Here is a 26,765-nt window from a genome sequence, read left to right as displayed (position 1 = left end):
ACCAAACGACAAATCAATTTTAATATAAACAATAACAATACAAACAAAATGAAAACAATAAATTCAATCTTGAAAACAGTGCTGGTACTGTCATTTACTATCGTAGCATTTATAGCCAATGCACAGGTTAAACCGGCAAATCCTCCGGCTGGATTTAAGCATCAATACGCAACAGTAAACGGCGTGAAAATCCATTATGTTATAGGTGGTCAGGGCGAGCCTTTATTACTGGTGCATGGTTTCGGTCAAAACTGGTATATGTGGAACCGCTTATTGCCAGAGCTTTCTAAACATTTTACCATCGTAGCTCCGGATTTAAGAGGTGTTGGTGAATCGGCCAAACCGGTGGGCGGGTATGATAAAAAAACAATGTCGACAGATCTGCATGAGCTGATGAAATCCCTGGGCTTTAAAAATATCAATTTGGTTGGTCACGATATAGGCTTAATGGTAGCTTACGCTTATGCAGCCCAATATCCTGATGATGTTAAAAAAGTTGCTTTGCTTGATGCCCTGCTTCCAGGTGTTGAGCCTGTTTGGAGCCAGGTGCGTTCACAAGCATGGTGGTTTGGTTTTTTTGGCATGCCACATTCAGGAGAAATTGTTGATGGCAAAGCAGGTTTATTCCTCACTAATTTCTGGCCGATAGTAGGCTATGTTAAAGAACCATTCACCAAAGCCGAAACTGACGAATTCATCAGGGCTTACTCTGTACCAGGGGCCACTACAGGCGCGTTTAACTGGTTTGCCGCCTTTAACCAGGACGCAGTAGATAACGTTGAGCTTATGAAGAAAAAGCTGCCAATGCCATTGCTGGCTATGGGCTCAGACCATTTAGCCGGAGCGTTTTTAGCAGATCACTCTAAGCTTGTAGCCGAAAATGTAAAAGAGGTGATCATTCATGACTCTGGCCATTGGATAGTACAGGAGCAAACTGCTCAGGTACAAAAAGGTCTGCTTGATTTCTTTCTGGATAAATAAACGCATCTCAAAAAGAAGTAACATTCTTTAGCTAAAGCTATCTAAAAGCCGGAGCATTGGGTAACCCAACGCTCCGGCTTTGTTATTTGGAAATCTGTTGAAGTTGAATTGTATGTGTTGCCGAAATTGCTTAATGGCTTATGTTTCCGACGATTATTAGTGGCCAATAATCGTTAATACTCGAAATATAGTAAAAGTTTAATTTTTGTTTGTTTGTAACTGGCTGATATTTATGTAGTTAATTCAATGGCATGCAATCTGTATAAAGCTTTACAACAAATTAAACAGAAAACATCTAAAAAAACTAACCTATGGAAATGTGTATATTCTGGATTACCCGCTTTGTATTGCTTGCCTGCCTCGCTGTACTTGTTTATATGATGATGCCAAACTATGCCGAACAGAATGACGGATGGGAGTAATTATTAAAGTCTGTAAATTTTATTACAATAATTTATTAATTAATACTCAAACCTTTAGGTGGCTGTGCTGTTATTGAAGCATTAGTCATTAAACCAGTTATGGACAACAGGAACAAAACCGGCGCACCGGATAACAGCCTTATTAATACCAGCGAAAATTATGAGGTTGAATATTGGGCAAACAAATTTGGTGTTCGCCCCGAAAAGTTAAAAACAGCGGTACGGGCTGTGGGTAATTCGGCAGCAGCGGTAGCCAAGTATTTGAACAACAAATAAAGTACTACCCTTATGAGCCTGGAAAAGTATGTAGAGAAACGCGATTTCAGCAAAACCAAAGAGCCTAAAGCTGGCAGAAGCAAGGATAAGGATCACCTGATGTTCGTTATCCAAAAACATGATGCTTCACGTTTACATTACGATTTCAGGCTTGAAATGGACGGTGTGCTTAAAAGCTGGGCCATCCCGAAAGGTCCGTCAACCGATCCTAAGGTCAAACGTTTGGCCATGATGGTTGAGGATCATCCTTTTGATTACCGAAACTTTGAAGGCATCATTCCGCAGGGCGAATATGGGGGCGGTACTGTGATAGTTTGGGATGAAGGTACCTACGAACCTATTGACAAAATAAAAGGCAAAAAAGCGCAGGAAAAGTATCTGCTCAAACAACTCGAAGCGGGCTCGGTAAAAATTAAACTTCATGGCGAAAAGCTGGAAGGTGAATTCGCTCTTGTTAAAACCCATGGCATGGGCGAAAACGGTTGGCTGCTTATCAAACATAATGATGAATTTGCTTCGGCAAAAGATATTACAAAAAAAGATAAATCTATCCTCTCCGGCAAAACCATTACAAGCATGGAGAAAACCAGCGAAAAGGTTTGGCAGCATGGCCACGAAGAAGATTTAGAGAAACCTCAAAAACCGGTTAAAAAAAAAGCCCTGAACGAACCGGTCGAAAAACTGGAAAGCAAGGTTGATACTAACGATACCGAAACCTTTGATGTTGAGGCATTATTGAAAAAAGCTCCAAAATCAAAAGCGCCAACCAATATCAAACCCATGAAGGCCACTTTAGTTGATGAGCCTTTTGATGACACCGACTGGCTTTACGAAGTTAAATGGGATGGCTACAGGGCCATCGCCGTTATCGATAAAAAAGGAGCAGAACTTATTTCCCGCAATAACCTTCCTTTTGATAAATATTATCCTATCAATAAGCTGCTAAAAGAATGGCAGATCAACGCGGTGATTGATGGCGAGATCCTGGTATTGAACGACAAAGGCATTTCTGATTTTGGCGCATTGCAAAACTGGCGGAGTGAGGCTGATGGCAATCTGGTTTATTATGTATTTGATATCCTTTGGTATGAAGGTAAAAATCTGATGGGCTTGCCGCTAAAGCAGCGTCAGGCTATTTTAAGTGCGATTTTGCCAACCAATAATGACCAGATCAGGCAGAGCAAGTCATTTGATACCGGTGGCATCGAGTTTTTTAAAGCTGCCGAGCGCATCAGTTTGGAAGGCATTATCGCAAAAAAAGCAAGCAGTGTTTATACGTCTGATCTTCGCTCAAAAGAGTGGCTTAAAATAAAAGTACACCGCAGGCAGGAGGTGATCATTGCCGGTTTTACTAAAAATGCCGGCACTTCAAAATCCTTCAGCGCGTTGATATTGGCTTTGTATGATGATAAGGGCAAACTACAATATGTAGGTAAAGTAGGCACCGGGTTTTCAGATAAGCTGCAAAAGGAAATGATGGCGCAGTTCAAGCCGCTCGTTATGGATAAAAGCCCGTTTGAGGTGGAGCCTGATATAGATAAGCCATCGCGTTTCAGGCCGCAGCGTATGGGAGCGAAGCCAACCTGGCTTAAACCCGAGCTTGTTTGTGAAGTTGCCTTTGCCGAGGTAACAAGCGATGGTGTGTTCAGGCAGGCATCATTCAAAGGGATGCGCACCGATAAAAAGGCGAAAGATGTGGTGCTGGAAACGCCCAAGCATACTTCCGAAACAGTAGAGGAAACCGCGAGCGAGGATAAAGATGAACCCGCAAAAGCTATTAAACCCGTGGAAAATACAGATCGTAAAACACTGCTGAACCCCAAGGATGAAACGCAGGTACGCAAAATATGCGGGCACGAGCTCAAGTTTACCCACCTGAGCAAAGTTTACTGGCCCGAAGATGGTGTAACCAAGCGGGATATGTTTAACTACTATTACCAGGTTGCGGATTATATTTTGCCATATCTGAAAGACAGGCCAATGTCGCTCAACAGGTTCCCTGATGGAATTCATGGGCCAAGCTTTTATCAAAAGGATATAAAAGGCAAAGCTCCGGATTGGATGACCAAAACATTCCCATATACCAATGGGGAAGGGGAGCACAAAGAATACCTGGTTGGTTCAGATGAGTCCTATTTATTATGGATGGCCTCATTGGGATGTATTGAAATGAACCCCTGGTTTAGCCGGGTGAAATCGCCGGATAACCCCGACTATTGTGTGATAGATCTCGATCCGGATAAAAACACATTCGACCAGGTTATTGAAGCCGCTTTGGAGGTGAAAAAAGTGCTGGACGCCATTGACGTGCCATCGTGTTGTAAAACATCAGGCTCAACAGGTATGCATATTTATATTCCGTTAGGGGCCAAGTATAACTATGATCAATCACAAATGTTTGCCCGGCTGGTTGTCGGCATTGTGCACAAGCAAATTCCCGATTATACCAGCCTGGAACGTATGGTAGCCAAGCGAAATGGTAAAATGTACCTCGATTTTCTGCAAAACCGTCCGGGGGCAACCATTGCAGGCCCGTATTCATTAAGGCCTAAACCGGGTGCAACGGTTTCCATGCCCTTGCATTGGGATGAAGTAAAACCAGGCCTCACCATGAAGGATTTTACCATTTTTAATTCTATAGATCGCTTGAAAGAAACCGGTGATCTGTTTAAAGGAGTATTGGCAAAAGGTATTGACCTGGAAAAAACAATTAAGAAAGCGAAGAGCGTGTTTGAATAGGCGCACGGTAACGAATAAAAACCATGTCACGAGGAATGAGGTAATTGGCTGTTCGAAGTCTTTGACTTCGAATTTATATGCCTGTAGTTTGCAACTACAGGCATATAACGCGATCTGCAAAAATCATGTAGTCACAGACTACATGCATAGTCGTCCGAAGTCGGAGACTTTGGACAGCATTACTATTTATAACAACTTGTTACTAAGCCACGGCCGCCGATAAAATCACGCCGTTATGGGCATTTTCTACACCATTGGCATAGCCATTATTATCAATGAACATCTTTTCATTTTCAATCAGGAAATGCGCCCCGCCAACAAAGAAATTGCCTTTAATAGTCACCACATGATCGGGATGCTGCGCATGAATTTCATTTAACACATGACTTGATAAACCTGGATATTCATGCGGATCGAACTGGTAAACATCCAGTACGGGTTCGGCATGACCAGGTTGAAATACTTTGATGCGACCGCTGGTTACATTGAGCTGCACATTCGCGTTGTTTTCATTGTTGTTGGCGCTTATCCTGATCACTTCGCCGTTTGGCGCGTTAATGTTGGCGTCAATGGAAAGCACTTTGCCTTTTTGGTTGTCATAAAATGACAATATCCTCAAAAACTCAATATTGCTAAGCCCATCACTGTAAGTGAGCGTGTTTCGTTCACTTAGAAAAATGGTAGTCCCAAAAATGAATGCATGTTTCATAACGGAAATTTTTAATTGGTTAATTGATAATGATACAATTATCAAAAAGGCAAAATGTTTTAAAATTCCATTATTCTTTCCACGGCGAATGCAGGATACAATCGCAAAAATTCTTGCGGTGAAAATTGGGGATCATGTAAGCGCAAACATCTGCCTTGATATTACCAAAAGTAGTTTCAGTTTTATGCTCAAATCCGCCAAAAAAAGTAGGGATGATCTTCTTCTTAAAATCATTTCGCGGGAAGGCGGTTATGATCTCTTCCCTGTGTACAACGCTCAGGTTTTCATAGCCTTCGCCCATTACATCGAGGCCAACCCCTGAGTACATCAACGCCACTTCCGGCTCTTTGTGTTCTGCTATACCAATAGTGGTGTGCAGGGCAATGATATCCCACACCAGTTGCAGTTGATCTTTAGGTAGTCCATAACTTTTCAGAAATTCACGTGCAGCGTTGGCACCATCTACCTCAAAGCGTTTATCCGGACTGCTATAATGTGGCGTTAATCCCAGGTCATGAAATATGGAACTGACGTACAGCAATTCCGGGTCATATTTTAATTGCCTGCGCTCGCCGTTAAGTGACGAAAAGATAAACACCCTGAGTGAGTGATTGTAGATGAACTCGGTGCCGTGCTCCAATAAAAGTTCGGTGGCATGATTGGCGATAGTACTATCAGGAATGGTGATCCCGGCTATTGATTTTACTTTGTTTACTGACATAATTTTAACGGAATTAATATGCCTCAAAATTATGCCGGTACCATCGGCTAAAGATGTTAAAACAGGCTAATCACATGTCAATATGTACAAAGTGCGACCTGTATTGATGAGGAGATACCAGCGTGTTCTTTTTAAAGAAATGACTGAATTGCTCGGGCGTTGAAAAGTTAAGATGGTAAGCAATTTCCTTTACCGGCTTCGTCGAAAACTGTAACGAGCGTTTGGCTTCAGAAATGAGCTGCCCGTTAATGATGTCCTTTGCGCCTTTACCTGCACAGTGATTGCAAAGCTCGGTAAGTTTGCGTGTGGAGATTCCCATTTGTTTGGCAAATTCGGCAACCTCATGCGTGTTCTGATATTGGCGGCTCACCAGCTCCAGGAACTGGCGGTACAGTTGGTTGTCGTAACTATCATAGCCCTTGCTTAGTAATACGTTGATATTGGCTATTTTAATCATGATGATCTTTAAATATGCCGCCATAGCATCAAGCTTATTGATGTAAGGTGCTTTTGTAAATTCAGTATGCAGAATTTCAAAAAGTGGACTTAGCTCCTGCAGATCATCGTTGTTTAATGGTATTTGCTGGTTATCAGAGGCATTATTAAATAATACTGCCTTGCAGTTATTAGCGCTTTGCGGTGCTCGCTCCCAAAAGCAGTCGCCAAAGCAGATGGCATGGCCTGTCAAAACGGTATCAGCAGAAAAGGTAAAAAGTTGCCCTTTGGCAACCAACAAGAGTTGATTGCCTGCAATCGTGTACGATGAATTGTCAATAATCGCCTGGCCCGAACCTGAGGTAATTAAAAATATCCGGTTATACGTTGCCCTATGCACCCGTTGATCATCAAAATGCTTTTTCTCCCAGCTTTCTATAGAGAATGAATCTTTGATATCACGGTCGGCAATAATATTCGGATGTTCAGGCTTCTTCATAGCTACACTATTATAAATTGCTTAACTTAAAATAGCCAAGCGTGATCTTATCTTCCGGAAGGTCTGCATTCGGGATAAGTTTAAGCTGATATTTTTCCTTCTGGGCGGTGTTCAAAATATCTTCTACGTTGTAAATGTCGTCAACATCAACACCATATTTATCATCTATGTGTGAGTTAGCACCATCGAAATGATTGTTTTTAAAGAAGAAGGTTTCCTTAGCGTTTTTTGAAGCCGAAGCAAAATTTTCCTGAACAGTGAGTACAACGTAGTGCTGTTCTTCAAACTTATTAGGCTGATAGCCGCCAAGGTTAATAAAGAATAGTTTATTGTCCTGGAGGTTGCTGTCGCTTCGTGGAGCTATCTTAACTGCGTAACCATCAACTGCATTTACTTCTCGCCACGCATCAATGTGGATTTTTTCGGGCTCCGGCCAAAACGCCTGGATCTCGGGAACAAGGTCGCGTAGTGATGACGCTATCCCAAAGAAAACGTCATGTTGTTCTACATGTCTTCCGGGTGGTTTGCAGCCCAGCATCAGCATAAAAAGTTTCAGGTTTTCCATGGTTTAAAGTTAGCATATGCCGGGAGGCTAATGTAACGAGTTTGTCAAACAACTATCACAAAGTGTTAAAGTGGTAACTTTGTTCAACGCTAACTATATTTTTTACGTTAGTTGCTATAAATACGCTTCGTATTAAAATCTATTTGATATACATGAAAAAAATCATTTGTTCGATAGCCGTGTTATTAACGGCTTGTTTCTCTGTTTTTGCATCCGGCCCTAAAAAAGGTTTGGATACAGCCACCTTTGCTACCGGCTGTTTTTGGTGTACCGAAGCCAAATTTCAGCAATTGAAAGGCGTGGAAAAAGTAGTTTCGGGTTTTTCAGGGGGGCATGTAGCTAACCCATCTTATGAGTTGGTTTGCACCGGCACAACCGGCCATGCCGAAGCCTGTAATATTATCTATGATCCTGCAAAGATTACGTATGACGAGTTGCTTGCGGCATTTTTTGTAGCGCATGACCCAACTCAATTAAACAGGCAGGGTAATGATGTGGGTACGCAATACCGCTCGGCTATATTTTATCATAATGCCCAACAAAAACAAAAGGCTCAATATTACATTAGTAAACTAAATGCAGAGAAAGCTTATAAAGATCCGATTGTAACCGAGGTAACTCCTTATAAAGCTTTTTACAAGGCCGAAAATTATCACCAGAACTATTTTAACCAGAACGGCAGTCAGCCTTACTGCAAATATGTGATCCAACCTGAGTTGGAGAAATTTAAGAAGGTATTTAAAGACAAATTGAAACAATAATGAAAGCGGTGTATATCATATCAGCCTTGTTTTGTTTTGCTACCAGCGCGTTTGCGCAGCAACCTAAAATAAAAGGGCACGAAAATAATCCTTATTATTCCAATACGGATACCAAACATTTGAATGTATCCAACGCGGAGTGGAAAAAGATCCTGCCTGCGGCCTTATATGCTACAGCGAGGGAGCAGGAAACAGAGCGTGCTTTTACCGGTAAGCTTTGGAATAAAGATACCAAAGGCACTTATTATTGTGCGGTATGTGGCAACAAACTTTTTCGTTCGGATGCCAAATTTGCAAGCGACTGCGGATGGCCAAGTTTTTACGAGCCGGTACGTAAAAATAGTGTTATTTATAAAGAAGATAACTCATATGGTATGCAACGTACCGAGGTGCTTTGCGCCCGTTGCGATTCGCACCTGGGACACATTTTTGATGACGGTCCTCCGCCAACTCATAAAAGGTTTTGCATGAATTCTGTTTCGCTTGATTTTGTGCCTGAAGGGTTTGGGTTGTAACCCATCTCAAAAGTTATCTGAAAACGAGGTTATTTCATTGCTGCCGACTTTAGTCGACGGTTAATTAATGAATAAAACGGGCTTTAGCCCAAATGCATACGTATTTGGGCTAAAGCCCGTCGCTTTTTAACATTATTTCGTTGACTAAAGTCAACGGCAATGAATGATTAATTGGTTCGGTTATTATGATTTATCTTTTATCTTTTCGGGGCTCTCGGAGAGGACCCGGAGGCGTTCTTGAAGCAGATACTTTAAGATAATCGTTACATTAATTCATCCGCTAAAGTCACGCCTAAGTAAAGGTGTAATATTCCCTGAGCCGCTTAAAACAAGTATGAATTAACTTGTGTTATTCAGCAACAATCAAGCAAATTACTTATGGAACTCCAAAACCTGAAAGATATCGCAAAACAGCTAATGGCCGGTAATAAAGGCCTTTTGGCAATGGACGAAAGTACCGCGACCTGTAACAAACGTTTCAAGGCATTGAATATCCCGCAAACCGAAGAATACCGCCGCAAATACCGCGACCTCATCGTGAATACGCCAAAACTGGAGGAAGCCATAAGCGGGGCCATTTTGTTTGATGAAACCATAAGGCAAAGTACTGCAGAAGGTAAACTGTTTGTAGATATCCTGAAGGAAAAAGGAATTATCCCCGGTATTAAGGTAGACGAAAGCGCCCGGAACATGGATGGTTTCCCTGGTGAAAAAATAACCGAGGGGCTTGATGGTTTGCACGAACGTTTGACCGAATATTATAAAATGGGCGCGCGCTTTGCCAAATGGCGTGCCGTTATAACTATAGGTGAAAATACTCCTACAAGCGGCAGCATCAAGGCCAATGCTTTTCTGCTGGCCCGTTATGCTATTATATGCCAGGAAGTTGGTATTGTGCCTATTGTTGAGCCCGAAGTTTTAATGGATGGCGACCATTCACTTAAAACCTGTGCCGATGTAACCAACGAGGTTTTACATACCGTATTTAACCAGTTGTACCAGCAAAGGGTAAATTTTGAGGGTATGATATTAAAGCCTAATATGATAGTCCCTGGTATTAAAGCCGCGCAACAGGACAGTGCAGATGCTGTAGCCGATGCCACTATTAGCTGCTTTTTACGCTGTGTGCCTGCTTCTGTTCCCGGTATCGCGTTCCTTTCTGGCGGCCAATCTCCCGAATTAGCTTCAGAACGTCTGAATGCTATGCACGTACGTTTCAAAGATAAAATGCCATGGGCTTTAACTTTCTCATACTCGCGTGCGGTACAGCAACCCGCCCTTGAAAAATGGGGTGGAAACGACGAAAATATAGCAGAAGCGCAAACATTGCTTTATGAAAGGGCACATATTAACACGATAGCCCGTGATGGTAAATATACACCGGAGCTGGAGAAGCACCCGGTAGCCTAAAAACAAGAAAGCCGCCTGAGTCAGGCGGCTTTCTTGTTTTGTATGGTTTTACAATCCTTTAACCTTGTAATGAGTATAGGTTGTAAAACCCAAAAAAGTATTATCGATAGGAACACCGAGCGGTGCCTGCAAACCCCTCAGGTATTTTAAGTTATCGGTTTCGTAGTGACCGTAGGCGACCTCGACTCCCGGAAAAATGCGGCTGTTTAAATCACAGTAATCACAGCCTGTTTTTTGTTCGTAGGCTTTGCGCATAAAATCATAGCCAAGGCTGATGTTTTTATTACTGATCTGCCACAGGCTGTTATCGCCATGTATTTTAGCAATGGCCGCCGCATAGGTATACGCTGCTAATGAGTATTGATAATGCACGCAATCTTTACGTACGCAAAGCTCGGGTAGGGTGCCATCCGGCTGGATAATGTTTGGTAATTCTTTTACCAATAAATTATAACCAGCACGATAAACCGAATCCTGATTTAAAAACACACCGATAGCCATTTTTGCATAACCTGCTGATGCATCCCAATTGTTTTTATAATCGGGGATCTTGTTAATATAGTTATCCTTTACGGTAACAAGATACTTGCTGAACTGCTCAACATCAGCAGCCGCCCATCCTGCGGATTTGCCCTTTACTTTGTAATGCCTGATGATCTCGGCGGCAGCTACAAAGCTTGGCGTAGTCCATGACGCTTCAAGATCGGGTTGGTTGGGATTAGTTTTTCCTGCCAGTAGGCCATAATCCTTAAAAGCATAAGCCCAACCGTTCAACAAACCAATAGCTTTTTGGGCATAATCTGCATTACCGGTAGCAGCCCAGGCAAGCGCGAAGGCGTAAACCAGTTCGCAATCCTTCCTGATCTGTGTTTTTGAAGGCGAAGTAGCGCCGTTTGAGCCAACTACAATAGTTGAGGGAAACGAAGCCGGGTAGTCATGGTCTTTAATAAAATCAAGCACTTTTTGATAGGCGGCCGTACGCATCGTATCACCTGCTTTTAGTTGTGTGCTGATGTAATCCAAACTGGCCCTGGTATTTAAAATACCAGGGTGCACAAATTTGGTTTTATTATTTTCCTGAGCTTTCGGGGTAAAGCCGCATAGCATCAGCAGAAATGCAAATAAGCTTATTTTATAGTATCTCATCCTTAACTTACTTATCCAATCCGCCCCGGCGCGTTGCCTTTACCTGTGCCGGCCATTTAATGCCTTCAGTTTTGGTGTTTACGGTTTTTTGTGGGTCTTCGCTGGCCATGTAAGCCATAATAGCGGCTAAAATTGCGTTGTTTTTCAAATCGTCAAATACCACTTTGTCATAAGTATCGCGATTGGTATGCCAGGTGTATGATCCGTACGACCAGTTAAGCGAGCTTAATGAAAAGCCAGGAGCACCAACGGCTACAAATGAAGCAAAGTCAGAACCACCGCCACCAGGTTGACCCGGGAATACGGTTTTGATCCGGTTTTTGATAGTATCCGGTACGGCGGCAAGCCATTTGCTTAAGTAATCTTTAGCTTCAACAAAACCCTGGCCGGTAAGGTTCACTACACGGCCGGTACCATTGTCCTGATTAAATAATGCCTGCAGGTTACTTACAATTTCAGGATGATCCTCAACAAAGGCGCGTGAGCCGTTCAGCCCTTCTTCTTCGCTTCCCCAATGGCCTACCAATATGGTACGTTTTGGGTGCGGATAGAATTTTTTCAGCAGGCGCATGGCCTCCATCATGGTCAGGGTGCCGGTACCGTTATCTGTCGCGCCGGTGCCGCCGTCCCATGAATCAAAGTGAGCACTCAACATTACATATTCGTTTGGTTTTTCAGAGCCCTTGATCTCGGCAATTGTATTAAAGGTTGGCACTACGCCCAGTTCTTTTGATTCGCAGTGGATGCTGATCACCGGTTTGTTTCCTGATTCACTCAGGCGGTATAGCATGCCATAATCTTCTAATGAAATATCAACTGTAGGTACAATTTTAGTATAGGCGGCAAAGATCTTATCAACCCCAAAACCAGCCGACCAGTTATTGGTCAGGATCCCTGCGGCTCCGGCGTTTTCCAATGCTACCGGTAATGTTTTATTGGTAAACCCGGTTTTGCTGATACGTTTTTTCCAGGCATCAGTCTGGGCGGTACGGTCGGCCTTCATTTTATCAAACGATTCTTTAAGCGCAAATTCCTGCCAGTTATAATCGGGCCTGCCTGTTGGCTGCAGCATCGAGATCATTACAAACTTGCCTTTAACATTAGGCAGCCATTGCTGAAACGCTACAGAATCGGCCACATCCGGCAGAATGATCACTTCGGCAGTAGTGGTTTTTTTGCCCATGCCCGGACTCCAGGCCAGTTGGGTACCTTCTAATGATTTTACCCTTGGCGATACCATATCAATATGCGATACGCCGCGTTCCCAGCCGCGCCATTCACCCCATTTTTCGTTTTTAGCCTGGATATCCCAGCTTTTATATTTAGCTACTGCCCAGTCATTAGCCTGTTTCATTTGTGGCGTACCAACCAAACGCGGACCGATACCATCAAACAACTCATGTGCAAGTTTTTCCAATTGCGAGTTGGAGGTTTCTTCGGTCATGATGCTGTTGATAACAGGATTGCTGGATTGTGCCGAAGCTATGCCGCTGCAAAGCAACATGCCTAAAATAAATGGCCTTGCCTTACTCCAAAGGCTGCTGCCGGTATAATGGTAAATATGTTTCATAAGGTCTAAAATATAAAAAAGCAGGGGAGGTAATACGTTTTATCCAAAAGGATATTTCTTGGTAACATAAATATTGCAAAGTGTTAGTTGAGTTTTTAGCTTTTTTTTCCTGAAAGGAAAACTTTACACGTGCCGCCCCTGTGAATGTTTAAAAGCGTGAAAACACTAATGTGAAGTTTGTTTCGTGATTTTACACAATGATATACGATTGATGTGACGCTATTTTATATCATTTTATTTTCAGGTAGGTTTAATTGACCAAAAAGTGCCTGACAATGATTTTCAACTCATTTACTTTTCTCCTATTTTTTCCGGTGGTGACAGTTTTGTACTTCCTGTTACCGCATAAATTCAGGTGGATGTTGCTGCTTGCGGCAAGCTGCTATTTTTATATGTTCTTCAAGGCCATATACATACTCATTTTGTTTTTTACCATTATTATCGATTATATCGCCGGCATCTATCTTGAAAAAGTTACCGACCCTAAAAAGAAAAAGCTGCTGTTAATACTAAGTCTTACGGCAAACATTGGCGTTCTGGCGGTATTTAAGTACTTCAATTTTTTTAATGCTAATTTATCAGGAATATTATACTGGATGGGATACACTAACCCAATTCCGTTTTTACAGATCCTGCTGCCGATAGGGTTGTCATTTCACACATTTCAGGCCATGAGCTATACCATTGAGGTTTATCGTGGCCATCAAAAGGCCGAGCATCATTTCGGCATCTACGCCCTATACGTCATGTTTTACCCACAGTTGGTTGCGGGCCCAATTGAACGCCCTCAAAACCTGCTGCACCAGTTTAAGGAATACCATCAGTTTAACGCGCTCGATGTTTCTGAAGGGTTAAAAAGAATGCTGATAGGCTTTTTTAAAAAGGTTGTTGTTGCCGATAGGTTATCGATATATGTAAAAACTGTTTTTGCCAATTACCCCGAACACGGATCGGCCACTCTTGTACTGGCTTCGCTATTTTTTGCCGTGCAGATCTATTGCGACTTTTCGGGTTATTCGGATATTGCCATAGGCAGCGCAAGGGTTATGGGCTTTAAACTAATGGAGAATTTTAAACGGCCTTATTTTGCCAAAAGCATAAGCGAATTTTGGAGCAGGTGGCATATCTCACTCTCAACCTGGTTTAAAGATTATGTATATATCCCCTTAGGCGGCAACCGGGTTAGTAAAAGCCGGTTGTACTTTAACTTATTTGCCGTATTTATGATCAGCGGCCTGTGGCATGGTGCCAACTGGACATTTATTGTATGGGGCGCCCTGCATGGCTTTTATCTGGTATGCGGCATGGCGACTCAAAAATGGAGGGCGGCCGTGGCGAATAAATTAGGCATAGGCAAAGGTGGACTGGCCAATTTCTTAAATATTGCATTTACCATTTTCCTGGTTACTATAAGCTGGATTTTTTTCAGGGCCGTTTCTTTGGAGCAGGCCTGGGGTTTGCTAAAAGGGATTTTTGTTTATAAATCAGGTTTCTTTATAGGTGAGCCTACTTATTTTTTATATGACTTTATGGCGATAGCCGCCCTGTTTTTTTACGAATTGAAACAGGAATACAATCTCCGGTCGTTACGCTTTCTGCACAATGAAAACTGGGGCGTGCGCATGGCTTCCTATTTAGGGCTGATTTTTATCATCCTGTTGTTTGGGGTTTTTGATGGCGGGCAATTCATTTATTTTCAGTTTTAAATTATGAAACGGTTAAAAGAAAATAGCAATAAGTTCTTTATAAGGCTGTTGTTGATGATTGTGGCCTTCGTAGCTGTTGATCAGATAGCGGGCGCTTGCCTTTATTATTTTTTCACCCACCAGGTTTCGGGCGAGTATGCTGTAGCTAATCATGTAGTATATAAGTTAAACGAGGATGTATTGGTTTTGGGCAGTTCAAGGGCGTCGCACCATTATAACTCATCACTTATAAAAGATAGCCTGAAACTAAGTTGTTTTAATGGGGGCAGAGATGGCGAGGGGCTTTTATACAGCACCGCAATATTTGAGTTGGCGTTGCAGCGCCATATCCCCAAGGTGGTTGTTTTAGATGTAACCAGCGATGTGTTAAGTGAAAAGGAAGATGAAAAAAGCAGGCTTTCGATATTATTACCTTACTTAAAACAATCGGATGTTGTTGGCAATATGATAGAAAAGAAAGGTAAACTGGAACTGTTAAAAAGCCATCTACAAACCTATCGCTACAACGGCCAGGTGGTTTCTATATTTCAGCATTACTTTTTATCATCAGGAAATGCCGTTATGGGATTTGACCCTTTGACTAATAAAATGGATGTCAGCAAGGTTTCAACCCATACATCGCTTAAACCGTATTCCGATAGTATATCGGCCGATAATGTAGAGGCGCTCAATTTGCTGATCAACGAATGCAAGCGGCAAAAGATCCAGCTATTTGTTTTTGTATCGCCAAGATATAATGACGATACCCAACAAAATTCTTATCTTAAAATGAAAAGTATCTGCAATAACAATAAAGTTATTTTCCATGACTTCACCAACGATGTATATTTTAAAAATCCCGAATATTATTCAGACAGGGCGCATTTAAACAGCCGGGGGGCCGATTTATATACCGATACCGTTGCTGCTTTCATGAAAAAAATATTGAACCCTGAGGCTAACGTTCAATATTTGAGTAAGAACGATATACATGGATCTTTAAATTGATACTATACCACCAGTCCGAACAATAAAAAAGGCCGCTTTATGATGATTCATAAAGCGGCCTTTTTGCTTAATTGCTTAAGCGTAGGGTGAATGATTTAATTAGTTAACTGCTTTAACACCAGCACCTGCTGTTACTACTGTCGGAACGTTTGCAGCAGCGTCAAGCACAGAGCTGTAAGAGTAAGAAGGTACCCAGGTTGATAAAGACGAGGTAATGTCATTTTTACCGCAATTATTATAAACGTTAGTTGTTGTACCGCTGAAGTAACCTACCGGATCGCCATCTAAGTTAGTAGTAAGTGGTTTTTTACAGCCTGAGAAATACTCATTATCTGTTCTTACTGTACCGCCGTACCTTGCACCAATAGAATAACCATCATTGTTTAAGTGGTAGTTGTTGTACATGTGAATGCTACCGAATACCAAAGTAGGTTCCCTTTCAGACACATTGTACCAATAGTTGTGGTGTATTGTAACGTGTAATTTGCCTGTGTTGGCTGCAACAGCGTCGCTTGTTACCGAACCAATAAGCAGTGACAGGTAAGTGTCATGGAATTTGTTCCAGGAAATGGTTACGTAGTCAGAACCTTCGGCAACGCCGATATCTTTACCCCAGTAATCCCAGCCATGGCTGCGGTCTGTAGCAAAATCGCAATGGTCAATCCAAACGTGATGTGATTGGAATTTAACATAGATACCACATTCGGTTACGTAGTTTCTAAACGTAACGTTTTGAATGATGATGTTGCTTACAGTGAATAAATAAAGGTTCAGGCTTGATAAAACGGCGCCGGTTTTACCGATGATGGTGGTATTTGAACCAACATACACAGGAGTTAAGCCTGATCCGCTAATTGTTCCGGAAACATAGACAATTTTGGGCGAATTGCCTGCTACCGCAGATTTGAACGCAGCAAGTGTGCTTACAGTAACGGCAGTTGCGCCTTTACCGCCTGTAGTAGTTCCGCTAACAGCAGCGTAGCCGGTTAATACTGTACTTAAAACAGAGCCAGTGGCTGTTGAAGAACCTGTAGAAGGAGCAGTTGATGAACTTGAACCGCTGCTTGCTGTACCGGTAAGGGTGTAGGTGTACTTTCTTCCGTTTGTCAGAGGGCTGCTGTTGTCAGAAGTTGAAAAGTACAATCCGTTGGCCCAGTGACTGAAGCGACCTTTACCAAGATCCCTGATGTCAGTGTGAACCGAGTGGGCCGGACCTAATGCAACGCCGTTTTCATAAACTTTAAGCGTTGAAGCGGTTGGCGCTGTGTTTGAATCTCCGTCTACAGGAATAGGGCTAACTTTGTAAGCATAGCCTTCATCTTTCCTGATCGAAGAAACGTCCATCGTGTAAACGGTGGGCGTTGTGGCTGTTGTGGCCAGACTTTGACTGGCATTTAAATCATTAATTGGAACGGTTACTGGTTTGTCTGCATTTTTGGAGCAACTCCCGATGAGAAGAAGCGTACTCAATGCCAAACTGCCAAATGTCATTTTGTTTAAAGATTTTGTTTTTTGCATGTTATAATTTTTAATTAAGCCCTCGAAACGTGGTCTTATATTAAAAATTACCGTTAAATTTTACATAAAGATATAGACTAAAAGCTTAGATAGTTCAAAAGCTTCCATTCTGTTGTTTAAACGTATAAAATGGTGTGTATTTGTAAAGTATGCAGTTGTAAAGAATTGCACACTTCGTGACATTTCTATGACAATTTAATCTCACACGAAAACTGAATTTTCGTTGTTTGGGGCTTGAAGTCTGAGTTTTATCTCGTGTTTTTTAACTTACAATTAACACGCTTGCCTGTGAAAATTGCTTTACAAATTCTTAATGTTAGGTCTAAAAATTATTATATTCTTAATTCACGATATTGGATTTTAGCATCTTCATATTTTTTTGTGCTGAATTTTGAACGGATGAATAATCCAATTTTGTGTAATAAGGTTGGTTTATAGTTGATAACAAGATAGTTACTGTTTTGTTTTAATGCTTAATATACGTTTTTGTTTTCAAAATGTCAAATGGAATTTTAGTTTGCAATTAATGAACACTGTTCATTACATTTGTGATGTACTTAATTAACTATGGGAGTAACTGACAGAAAGGAACGGGAAAAAACAGAAATGAAGGAGCTCATCAGGGCTACCGCCATGAAGATGTTCCTGGAAGATGGTTACGCCAAAACATCCATCCGTAGTATTGCTGAGGCTATAGAATACAGCCCCGGTACTATATATCTGTATTTTAAAGATAAGGACGAGCTTTTGTACGAAGTGCAGGGCGAGGCATATGGTCAGTTGCTGGAGGTTTTTAAAAGGGAAGCTACCAGTACAGATCCGCTTGAAAAGCTGAGGCAAGTGGGTAGGGCATATATCAATTTTGGTTTGCAAAACCCGGAGCTTTACGATTTGATGTTTATCATACGGGCGCCAATGAATGTAGATGAGGAAATTCATAAGGCAAACGGCGGTAACTGCTTTGCTTTCTTGGTTGATTGTCTTAATGATTGCATCAGCAAAAATTTGCTTCGTTTAACAGATTTACACCAGGCTTCCCTTCTGATATGGTCAACGGCACATGGCCTGGTATCGCTAAATCTGCGTTGCCGCTTAAAGATCATGGATCAGCCGGAAGAAGCCATACCTGAAATTTTAATTAGATCAATGGAAGATTATTTAGCTGCTGTAACAATTTAAAAAAATTTAATCTATTACTAAACGCTGTTCATTTGTTAAACAATTGTTAATAAAAAATATTAGTTCAGTTACATCACATCATGTTGATGGCGCTGAATATAGTTCTGTCAAATAAATTTTTTTACTCTTATACTAAACATTGTTCATTATGTATACATCGTTCAAAATAAAGTCAATTCCCATCATCGCGGTATGCATGTTGCTGGGCATAAGCGCGTGGGGGCAAAGCAGCCATAAACAGCTTGATGATTATATTGCTACGGCATTTGCTCAAAACCAGGGCTTAAAAGAGCAGCAATTTGATTTAGATAGGGCCATGGCTGCCTTGAAAGAAGCCCAGGCCATGTACCTGCCTACAGTAAGTTTATTGGGCAGTTATACAAAATCCTCAGGGGGGCGTACTATAGATGTTCCGGTAGGTGACCTGGTAAATCCTGTTTACATGGCATTAAACCAGCTAACCAATTCTAATAAGTTTCCACAATTAAAAAATGAATCATTTCTGCTCAACCCCGATAATTTTTACGACGCCAAAGTCCGGACATCGCTGCCGCTCATTAATGCCGAAATCAGGTATAATAAGCTGATCAAACAGCAACTGATCACCAGCCAGCAGGCTGCGGTAAACGTTTATAAAAGGGCGTTGGTAAAAGATATTAAAACGGCTTATTACCGGTATTATCAATCGCTGCAAAGCATCGCAACCTATAACAGCGCGATGACTCTGATCAAAGAAAACATTCGCGAAAATGAAAGCATGCTGCGAAACGGAGTCCGGAACGGAACAGCTTTGCTACGCTCTCAAACCGAAAAAGAAAAAACAAACGCTGCCCTGATCCAGGCGCAGCACAGTACACAAAACGCTAAATCATATTTTAACTTTTTACTCAACCGTTCTTTACAGGATACCATTATTGTTGAACCTGAAGCCATCGCGGATATTATTGCCGCTCCCGATACCACGGCAGGAACAAAACAACGCGAGGAGTTAAAACAACTGCGCACGCTACAACAGGTTTATACGCTTGATTATAAATTGCAGCGCTCGGGTTTTATCCCTAAGCTCAATACCTTTATCGATCTGGGTTCGCAGGGTTTTGATTTTAACGTGAACAATAAAACCCGCTACTATTTGTGGGGCGTAAACCTGCAATGGGATATTTTTACCGGCGGGCAGCGTAAGTATAAAGCCGAACAATCAAAGGCTAATTATAATGCCGCCACCGCCCAGCTTGATCAAACAGAGCAATCATTACAGCTACAGCTCGATCAGGCTTATCATAACTACCAGTCGGCCAAAGCCGCTTATAAAAGCGTTACCGCGCAACTCCAGTTTGCAGCCAAATATTATAATGATCAGTTAAAGGCTTACCGCGCAGGCCAGCTTCTTTACCTTGAACTGGTAGATGCCCAAGACCAGCTAACAGGGGCACGTTTGCAAATGGCCGGTGCGCAGGCTAATCTTCAAATTTCTCTCGCCGAGCTCGAACGCCAACAGGCTACTTATCCAATTAACAACTCCAACTAAAACAGATAGACATGAAAAAAATTAAATACACCGGTTTATTGCTGTGCATACCATTTATATATGCCTGCAAATCACACCCCGCCGCGGTTAGTAATGAAGGTGGGGCCGATACCATCCCCGTACAGGTTATGCAGCTGACGCAGCAAAGCAACAATGCTCCGATGGCGGTATCCGGACAGTTCACTACCGATGATGAGGTGATGCTCTCCTTTAAAATCGGCGGTATCATCAGCGGCTTGAATGTGAAAGAAGGCGATGCCGTAAAAAGAGGGCAGTTATTGGCAACACTTAACCCAACCGAAATTAACGCGCAGGTACAACAGGCTACCCTGGCAACCGAAAAAGCACAGCGCGATTATGAACGTACCCAAAACCTTTATAAAGACAGTGTAGCTACCCTTGAGCAACTGCAAAACAGTAAAACCACCTTGCAACAGGCACAGCAACAGTTAAAAACGGCAACATTTAACCGCCAGTATTCGGAGATCCGTGCGCCTAAGGATGGTTTTATTTTGCATAAGCTGGCCAATGTAGGGCAACAGGTTACCGCGGGAACGGCTGTTTTGCAAACCAACGGCGCCGAATCCGGTAAGTGGATGTTACGGGTAGGTATAAGTGATAGCCAGTGGGCCGTATTGCAGCTTAATGATAAGGCAACTATTCAAACCACGGCAATGCCCGGGCAGGTACTGCAAGGCCTGGTAAGCAGGAAATCTGAAGGTGTTGATGCCGCCACCGGTACTTTTAGTGCTGATATTACCATCACTGGTAAAAAGCCGCAGGCCATAGCCGCAGGGATGTTTGGAAAAGCAACAATAACACCGGCCCGCCCTGCAACTGCCGAAAATGGCACCTGGCAAATTCCTTATGACGCGTTATTAGATGGCGACGGCAATAGCGGTTATGTATTTGTAACCGATGATAATAAAACCGCGCATAAAATAAAGGTAACTGTTGCCGGTATCGATAAAAATACGGTAACCATCAGCAGCGGGCTGGCCGATGCAAAATCATTGATCATATCCGGGTCGGCATATCTTACAGATAACAGTGCCATCACAGTTCAATCACCTAAAACCGCGGCCAGATGAGGATCTCAGATTATGCTGTGAAAAACAGCCAGTTTACCCTCGTGATCTTTATCATGATCATAGCTTTAGGGATAACCACCATGCTCAATATGCCCCGTTCGGAAGATCCGGAAATGCATCCGCCATCGTTCCTGGTTATTGTTAATTATCCCGGTACAAGTCCGCGGTATATTGAAGATAGGGTAGTAACACCACTGGAAAAAACCATAGGCGGTCTGGATGATATCAAACGGATCCGCACTACGATATCCAACGGCGTAGCTGTATTGAGGGTTGAATATAAATACAGCAGCAATATCGACTCCAAATACCAGGAAATAGTTCGCGAGGTAAACAATAAGCGAAGCGAACTACCAACAGACGTAGCCGGTATCGAAATCCAGAAACAGCAACCTACCGATGTAAACGTGTTGCAGGTTGCGCTGGTATCAGAAAACGCCGCCCGCAGTCAGCTGCAGCATTTTGCCGAAAAATTACAAGACGAGCTGGAGAAAGTATCCTCACTTAAGCAAGTTTCTGTTTATGGTTTACCCGGTCAGCAGGTACGCGTTGAACTCGATCTGGAAAAAATGGCGCAAATGCATTTACCGGTTGGTGCCGTTGTTAATAGCTTGCACAGCGAAATGGCCAGTATCCCCGGTGGGAGTATTGATGCCGCTCATTTAACTTTCAACATCAAAAGTAATGACTACCGTACGTTGGATGCTGTAAATAGCACCGTGGTTTATGCGGCCAACGGTAAAAATATCCTGTTAAAAGATATTGCCCATGTATACTATGGTTATGGCGAAGAAAAGCACATCACCCGCCTTAACGGGCATCGTTGTGTATTTGTAGTAGCCGCCCAAAAAGATGGCGAAAACATCAATAAAACCCAGGCCGACTACAGTAAGGTACTCACCGGCTTTAAGAAACTATTACCGGCCAATATCGACCTTGTTCAAAATTTTGATCAGGCCGATAACGTGAACAGGCGTTTAACCGGCTTAAGCCATGATTTTATAATTGCTATTTTATTGGTAGCCATTACGCTGATGCCGTTAGGGTTTCGCCCGGCAGTAATTGTGATGATCTCTATCCCGCTTTCATTGGCCATAGGTATTGTATTGCTGCAGCTTTTTGGCTTCAATCTTAACCAGTTAAGTATTGTAGGCCTGGTTGTAGCGCTTGGGCTTTTGGTTGATGATAGTATTGTGGTGGTGGAAAATATCGAACGCTGGATGCTGGAAGGTCACAGTAGGCTTGAGGCTACCTTGAAAGCTACCGGGCAAATTGGTAAAGCCGTTGTAGGCTGTACGGTTATCCTGATTATTGCCTTTATGCCGCTGGTATTTTTACCTGAGGGCTCAGGCGATTTCATCAGGTGTTTACCATTAGCCGTAATATTCTGTGTATTGGCATCAATGCTGGTATCCTTAACTTTTATCCCATTCCTGTCAAGTCGTTTGCTGAAAAACCATACCGGTCACCCGGATGGCAACCTGATCATGCGTGGATTGAAAAAGTTGATTCACGGCAGTTATGCCCGTTTGTTAGATAAAGCATTACAGAAACCGTTTTTAACTATTGGCGTTGCGGTCGTACTGTTCACGGCTTCTGTTTATTTGTTTGGGGTGATTGGTTTTAGTTTGTTTCCATCCTCAGAGAAACCGCAATTCCTGATCAATATCACAACTCCCAATCAATCTAATCTGCCTTATACAGATACTGTTACAAGGGAGATAGAAAAGCAGTTAAAGCAGGAGCCGCTTATCAAATACTATGCTACCAATGTTGGCCATGGTAACCCAAGGATCTATTACAATGTAATTGCCGAAAACAACCGCAGCGATTTTGCGCAGTTGTTTGTGCAGCTTGACAATGACACCCGGCCCGACGAAAAGCTTGCCCTCATCCAGAAATTACAAAACCGCTGGGCCCATTATCCCGGCGCTAAAGTAGAAGTGAAAAACTTTGAACAAGGCCCGCCCGTAGTAGCGCCGATAGAGGTGCGTTTGTTTGGAGATAACCTGGATACATTGCGTGCCTATTCGCTTAAAGTTGAAAAACTGCTGCACCAAACTGCAGGTACCATGTATGTAAATAACCCGGTAAGTTTGCTGAAAAGCGACATCCGCATAGCTGTAAACAAAGAAAAGGCACAGCAACTGGGTGTCAATTCCTTAGCTGTTGACCAAATTGCAAGACTGGCCGTCACCGGGCTCGACATGGGTACATATTATAATAATGATAATAAATATGGTTATACCATTTTGCTTACGCGGATTAAAGAAGGTCGCCCAAGTATGGATGCCTTCCGCAATTTGTATGTGAACAATGCACAGGGAAGCGCGCTGCCGCTTAACCAGGTGGCAAATCTGCAATTGGAAGCATCGCCGGCAGTTATTAACCACCAGGAAAAAAAGCGTGTAGTATCGGTACAGGCCAATGTACAAAAAAGCTTTCTGGTAAGCCGGGTGATTGACGATGTAACGCAAAAAATGGATAAGCTAAAATTGCCACCGGGATATAGCTATGAGATGGGAGGCGAGGTTGAATCAAGAAACAACTCCTTTGGCGGTTTTATGAGCATTATCCTGGTAACCGTGTTTGTATTTGTAGCAGTATTGGTGTTGTTATTTAAGACCTTTAAAAGTACGCTTATCATCCTTTCGGTTATTCCGCTTGGGGTGGTAGGGGCAGCCGTGGCGCTTTGGGTTACGGGTAATTCGCTTTCGTTCGTAGCTATTATAGGCTTGATAGCGCTGGCCGGTATCGAGGTTAAGAACACTATTTTGCTGGTTGATTTTACCAACCAGTTGCGCCAGCAGGGCCGAAGCCTGCAGGAAGCTATCCGCGAAGCAGGCGAGGTTCGTTTTCTACCTATCGTCCTAACCTCTCTTACAGCAATCGGCGGTTTGATCCCGATAGCCATTTCAACCAATCCGTTAATATCACCATTAGCCATTGTGTTGATAGGAGGGCTAATCAGCTCTACCTTGTTATCAAGGATAGTAACGCCGATAGTTTATGAGTTGATTCCGCCGGCTATTACGGTCGACGAGCAAACAGCTCAATAAAGTTATTAACCCCGGCGGCTCAATAAAAATGCCGCCGGAGTTTGTATAATTTGTTAACTGCATATGCTCAATATGTGTTTAAAATACCCACAAAACCGATGATTAGCATTGCTAATGTTAATGTATGGTTATCAGTTGATTAACGATTTTGTAAAGGCCCGTTAATTCAGTATTACTCCAGATTTAGCACGGTGTTTTGGCAAAAAACAAGTGCTATATGATCAATAAAATTTACCTGTTATTCCTGTTAACCTTATTCACAACTGTTGCCTCTGCACAAACAGGGGGGATAAAAGGACAAATAATTGATGCGCAAACAAAAGAGCCTTTAAGTGGCGCGTTTGTCCATTTTGACAATAAGAACGGAGGTTCGGTTACCGATGCATTTGGTAATTATGCTATCACCGGTGTTGATGCCGGGCAGTACAAGCTTAAAGTAAAATATATAGGCTATACTGAGTACAAGCAGGATGTTACCATTACAGCCGGCAAAGTATCTGTAATGAATATCCAGCTTTCGGAAAAGCCGGAAGAGCTTAAAACGGTTAAAGTTTACGGAACAACCAACGCAGAGTCAGAATCGTCATCACGCCGTAAGGAAAGTAAGGCAGACAATATTATTAACGTACTGTCTGCACAGGCCATGCAAAGGTCGCCGGATATTAATGCTGCAAACGCCCTGCAACGCGTTTCTGCCGTAACCATCCAGCGTAATAGTGGGTCGGATGAAGCATATGCTATTATCAGAGGTTTGGAGCCCCGTTATAATAACACTTTAGTTAATGGTGTTAAGGTGACCAGTCCCGATCCTGTTTCGCGGTTTATTTCATTAAGCATAGTTCCTTCAGACCTGCTGGAAAGTGTAGAAGTAAGCAAAAGTCTTACGCCCGAAATGGAAGGTGATGCAATAGGCGGAACCGTGAACCTGGTTTTTAAAGACGCGCCCGAGTATGAGTATTTTAAGGCAAACGGCTCGATAGGCTATAGCGCCATTTTCTTTAACCGTAGGTTTGATGATTTTTATCATGGCGCGGTTCAAAGTAAAAGCCCGACTGAAAGGTTCGGAGCTGCTTATAATGCTCCTCCGGGTTATTTTTCAAGGGCTAACCTTGACTTTACCAAAAAGAATGCCCCACCAACCGCATTACTCGGTTTTACTTACGGCCGCAGGTTCCTTAAAAATAAATTAGGGTTTATCATTGCCGATAGCTATCAAAACCAATTTTACGGCACAAATTCAGAATTTAACGTAGCTCAGCCCGATATCAGGGACGGTAAAAACTTTCAGCCGGTTATTGCCGATGTAGCTAACCGCACTTACTCAACCCAACAATTAAATAATGGGTTATCGGCTCATCTTGATTATAAGTTTGATGATAATAACAAGGTAAGCGTTGATAACGTTTTCCTTTATACGCACCTTGCACAAACACGTTTAAGTATTGATACCTCGATATTAGGGGGCAACGGGGGCAGGATAGGGCCGGGTACAGGTACCGTTTTTAACGATAACCGTTCAAACATACAGAATCAGTATGTTGAAAATCTTAAACTGAGCGGTAAACATGTTATTGAAAAACATTTCCTGTTTGATTGGGCGGGTGTTTACAGTAATGCTACCCAAAACGCGCCAGACAGGGCCGATATATCTATCAACCATTTAATTAACCCCGATTTTACAAGTACTCCCGATTATTTTGATAATATATCAAGGATCTGGCAAAAGAGCGGTAATAAAGACCTTAGCGCTATGGCCAATATCGGGTACAAAACAGGCCTGGGCGAAAAAAGTGCTATCGAACTAAAAGCCGGTGGTCTTTACAGGCATAGCACACGCTACAACCATCAAAACGAATACATTTTACGACCGGCGGCAACTGCAAATGGCGGTAAAAGCGGCTTTACCGATATATATTCGGCCGATTTTGTAGTGTACAATCAAACAGGTACCGATCAGAGCGATAAAACCAATTATACAGCTTACGAAGATATCACTGCCGGTTACGGTGAAGTTAAACTCGTATTGGATAATTTAGCGGTTATCGGTGGCGTTCGTGTTGAAGGTACTAAACAAGGATATGATACGCACCCCGTTGTACTGGATATCCGCAGTAATGCGAAAAAGACTTACACAGATGTTTTACCAAGCGTTCAGTTAAAATATAAGCTTACCGAAAATTCAAACTTGAGGGCGTCTTATTTTAAATCAATAGCGCGTCCGGCATTATATGAGCTGGTGCCAACCCCAACCCTTGGCGAAAGTACCGATGTCACCGGTAACCCGCTTGTAAAACATACCGAAGCAGATAATTATGATATTCGGTATGAACTTTTTCCGGGTAAAGAACAGCAACTGTTTGTTGGCGGGTTTTACAAAAATATAATCAACCCCATTGAGTTTGCGTTAAATGATTCACAGAACGGACAACTTAATACTTCCCCTCAAAATTTTGGTACTGCTAAGGTTACAGGCGCGGAGGTAGTTTACAGTAAGTATTTTGGAGATCTTGGCGTATCAGGTAACTACACCTATACCTACTCAAACATAAAAACTACAAAAATTTATACCTCTACCGATGCAAATGGGGTTTCTACCTCTGTACCGAGGTTGCAAAGCAGGCCCCTGCAGGGACAAACTGGCGATGTACTGAACCTATCCTTGTTGTACAAAAATGATAAGCAAAAAGCTTTTGTTCAGTTAGCCTATACATACACCAGTAAAACGCTGTCGCTGATCTATCCAAATTATGGATATGATTACTATCAGCAACCGCAATCATTCCTGGCGCTATCAGGAGAAAAGCAGGTGGCTAAGCATTTTGTGTTAACAGCCAAAGTGAACAACCTGCTAAATACACCTACAACGGTACTGATCAATAACCTTGTTCAATCAAAAGATTTGTACAACGTGAGTTTCAATTTAGGTTTCAGGTATTCATTATAAAAGC

At 42.5% G+C, this 26,765-nt stretch carries 20 protein-coding genes; 13 read left to right on the top strand and 7 right to left on the bottom strand.

What is annotated here, in order from left to right; genetic code table 11:
- The first annotated feature begins 48 nt into the window (after positions 1-48).
- From EAH55_RS16450 to ligD, 3 genes are all read left to right on the top strand, one after another.
- Entirely contained in the window at positions 49-981 is a 933-nt protein-coding gene (locus EAH55_RS16450) for an alpha/beta fold hydrolase (RefSeq protein WP_121810600.1), read from the top strand.
- A 521-nt stretch (positions 982-1,502) separates the two neighbouring features.
- Positions 1,503-1,679 (top strand): DUF3606 domain-containing protein, encoded by a 177-nt coding sequence (locus EAH55_RS16445; RefSeq protein WP_121810599.1) that lies wholly within the window; start codon positions 1,503-1,505, stop codon positions 1,677-1,679.
- A 12-nt stretch (positions 1,680-1,691) separates the two neighbouring features.
- A complete protein-coding gene (ligD, locus tag EAH55_RS16440; RefSeq protein WP_121810598.1) occupies positions 1,692-4,418 on the top strand; it encodes a DNA ligase D in 2,727 nt (908 codons plus the stop codon).
- 202 nt (positions 4,419-4,620) lie between these two features.
- On the opposite strand, the gene EAH55_RS16435 is transcribed toward ligD, so the two are convergent.
- The 4 genes from EAH55_RS16435 to EAH55_RS16420 all read right to left on the bottom strand — a co-directional run bounded on the left by EAH55_RS16435 (position 4,621) and on the right by EAH55_RS16420 (position 7,347).
- Positions 4,621-5,127 (bottom strand): hypothetical protein, encoded by a 507-nt coding sequence (locus tag EAH55_RS16435; protein WP_162996906.1) that lies wholly within the window; start codon positions 5,125-5,127, stop codon positions 4,621-4,623.
- A 70-nt stretch (positions 5,128-5,197) separates the two neighbouring features.
- Positions 5,198-5,848 carry an HD domain-containing protein gene (locus EAH55_RS16430; RefSeq protein WP_121810596.1) on the bottom strand — a complete coding sequence of 217 codons (651 nt, stop codon included), beginning with the start codon at positions 5,846-5,848 and terminating at the stop codon, positions 5,198-5,200.
- A gap of 70 nt (positions 5,849-5,918) precedes the next feature.
- A complete protein-coding gene (locus EAH55_RS16425) occupies positions 5,919-6,782 on the bottom strand; it encodes an AraC family transcriptional regulator (RefSeq protein ID WP_121810595.1) in 864 nt (287 codons plus the stop codon).
- A gap of 10 nt (positions 6,783-6,792) precedes the next feature.
- Positions 6,793-7,347 carry a DUF1543 domain-containing protein gene (locus EAH55_RS16420; protein ID WP_121810594.1) on the bottom strand — a complete coding sequence of 185 codons (555 nt, stop codon included), beginning with the start codon at positions 7,345-7,347 and terminating at the stop codon, positions 6,793-6,795.
- Positions 7,348-7,499: 152 nt separating this feature from the next.
- Here EAH55_RS16420 and msrA point away from each other — a divergent pair, with 152 nt between their 5' ends.
- The 3 genes from msrA to EAH55_RS16405 all read left to right on the top strand — a co-directional run bounded on the left by msrA (position 7,500) and on the right by EAH55_RS16405 (position 10,033).
- Positions 7,500-8,108, top strand: coding sequence for a peptide-methionine (S)-S-oxide reductase MsrA (gene msrA, locus EAH55_RS16415; RefSeq protein WP_121810593.1), 609 nt, complete (start codon positions 7,500-7,502; stop codon positions 8,106-8,108).
- Complete coding sequence (gene msrB / locus EAH55_RS16410) at positions 8,108-8,623, top strand: peptide-methionine (R)-S-oxide reductase MsrB (RefSeq protein ID WP_121810592.1); 516 nt, start codon at positions 8,108-8,110, stop codon at positions 8,621-8,623. Before msrA ends, msrB begins: the two co-directional genes overlap by 1 nt.
- Positions 8,624-9,001: 378 nt before the next feature.
- A complete protein-coding gene (locus tag EAH55_RS16405) occupies positions 9,002-10,033 on the top strand; it encodes a class I fructose-bisphosphate aldolase (RefSeq protein ID WP_121810591.1) in 1,032 nt (343 codons plus the stop codon).
- A 48-nt stretch (positions 10,034-10,081) separates the two neighbouring features.
- Here the strand turns inward: EAH55_RS16405 and EAH55_RS16400 are convergent, their stop codons facing one another.
- On the bottom strand, positions 10,082-11,179 hold the full coding sequence (locus EAH55_RS16400; RefSeq protein WP_121810590.1) for an alginate lyase family protein: 1,098 nt from the start codon (positions 11,177-11,179) through the stop codon (positions 10,082-10,084).
- A 7-nt stretch (positions 11,180-11,186) separates the two neighbouring features.
- On the bottom strand, positions 11,187-12,749 hold the full coding sequence (locus EAH55_RS16395; protein WP_244228226.1) for a M20/M25/M40 family metallo-hydrolase: 1,563 nt from the start codon (positions 12,747-12,749) through the stop codon (positions 11,187-11,189).
- A 275-nt stretch (positions 12,750-13,024) separates the two neighbouring features.
- Between EAH55_RS16395 and EAH55_RS16390 the strand changes: the two genes are divergently transcribed.
- Both EAH55_RS16390 and EAH55_RS16385 read left to right on the top strand, forming a co-directional pair.
- Positions 13,025-14,455: an MBOAT family O-acyltransferase gene (locus EAH55_RS16390; protein ID WP_121810589.1), complete on the top strand. Its 1,431-nt coding sequence runs from the start codon at positions 13,025-13,027 to the stop codon at positions 14,453-14,455.
- A gap of 3 nt (positions 14,456-14,458) precedes the next feature.
- Positions 14,459-15,442, top strand: coding sequence for a hypothetical protein (locus EAH55_RS16385; protein ID WP_121810588.1), 984 nt, complete (start codon positions 14,459-14,461; stop codon positions 15,440-15,442).
- A 99-nt stretch (positions 15,443-15,541) separates the two neighbouring features.
- Here the strand turns inward: EAH55_RS16385 and EAH55_RS16380 are convergent, their stop codons facing one another.
- Positions 15,542-16,960, bottom strand: coding sequence for a pectate lyase family protein (locus tag EAH55_RS16380; protein WP_121810587.1), 1,419 nt, complete (start codon positions 16,958-16,960; stop codon positions 15,542-15,544).
- A gap of 567 nt (positions 16,961-17,527) precedes the next feature.
- On the opposite strand from EAH55_RS16380, the gene EAH55_RS16375 reads away from it, so the two are divergent.
- The 5 genes from EAH55_RS16375 (at position 17,528) to EAH55_RS16355 (ending at position 26,761) form a co-directional block, all read left to right on the top strand.
- A complete protein-coding gene (locus tag EAH55_RS16375) occupies positions 17,528-18,139 on the top strand; it encodes a TetR/AcrR family transcriptional regulator (protein ID WP_121810586.1) in 612 nt (203 codons plus the stop codon).
- A 148-nt stretch (positions 18,140-18,287) separates the two neighbouring features.
- A complete protein-coding gene (locus EAH55_RS16370; RefSeq protein WP_121810585.1) occupies positions 18,288-19,667 on the top strand; it encodes a TolC family protein in 1,380 nt (459 codons plus the stop codon).
- 11 nt (positions 19,668-19,678) lie between these two features.
- Complete coding sequence (locus EAH55_RS16365; RefSeq protein ID WP_121810584.1) at positions 19,679-20,758, top strand: efflux RND transporter periplasmic adaptor subunit; 1,080 nt, start codon at positions 19,679-19,681, stop codon at positions 20,756-20,758.
- Complete coding sequence (locus EAH55_RS16360) at positions 20,755-23,817, top strand: efflux RND transporter permease subunit (protein ID WP_121810583.1); 3,063 nt, start codon at positions 20,755-20,757, stop codon at positions 23,815-23,817. The genes EAH55_RS16365 and EAH55_RS16360 overlap by 4 nt, the downstream gene beginning before the upstream one ends.
- 217 nt (positions 23,818-24,034) lie before the next feature.
- Positions 24,035-26,761: a TonB-dependent receptor gene (locus EAH55_RS16355; RefSeq protein WP_121810582.1), complete on the top strand. Its 2,727-nt coding sequence runs from the start codon at positions 24,035-24,037 to the stop codon at positions 26,759-26,761.
- Positions 26,762-26,765 lie beyond the last annotated feature (4 nt).

Source organism: Mucilaginibacter kameinonensis (assembly GCF_003675385.1).
GTDB classification, from domain to species: domain Bacteria; phylum Bacteroidota; class Bacteroidia; order Sphingobacteriales; family Sphingobacteriaceae; genus Mucilaginibacter; species Mucilaginibacter kameinonensis.
This window is presented reverse-complemented; position numbering and strand designations above follow the sequence as displayed.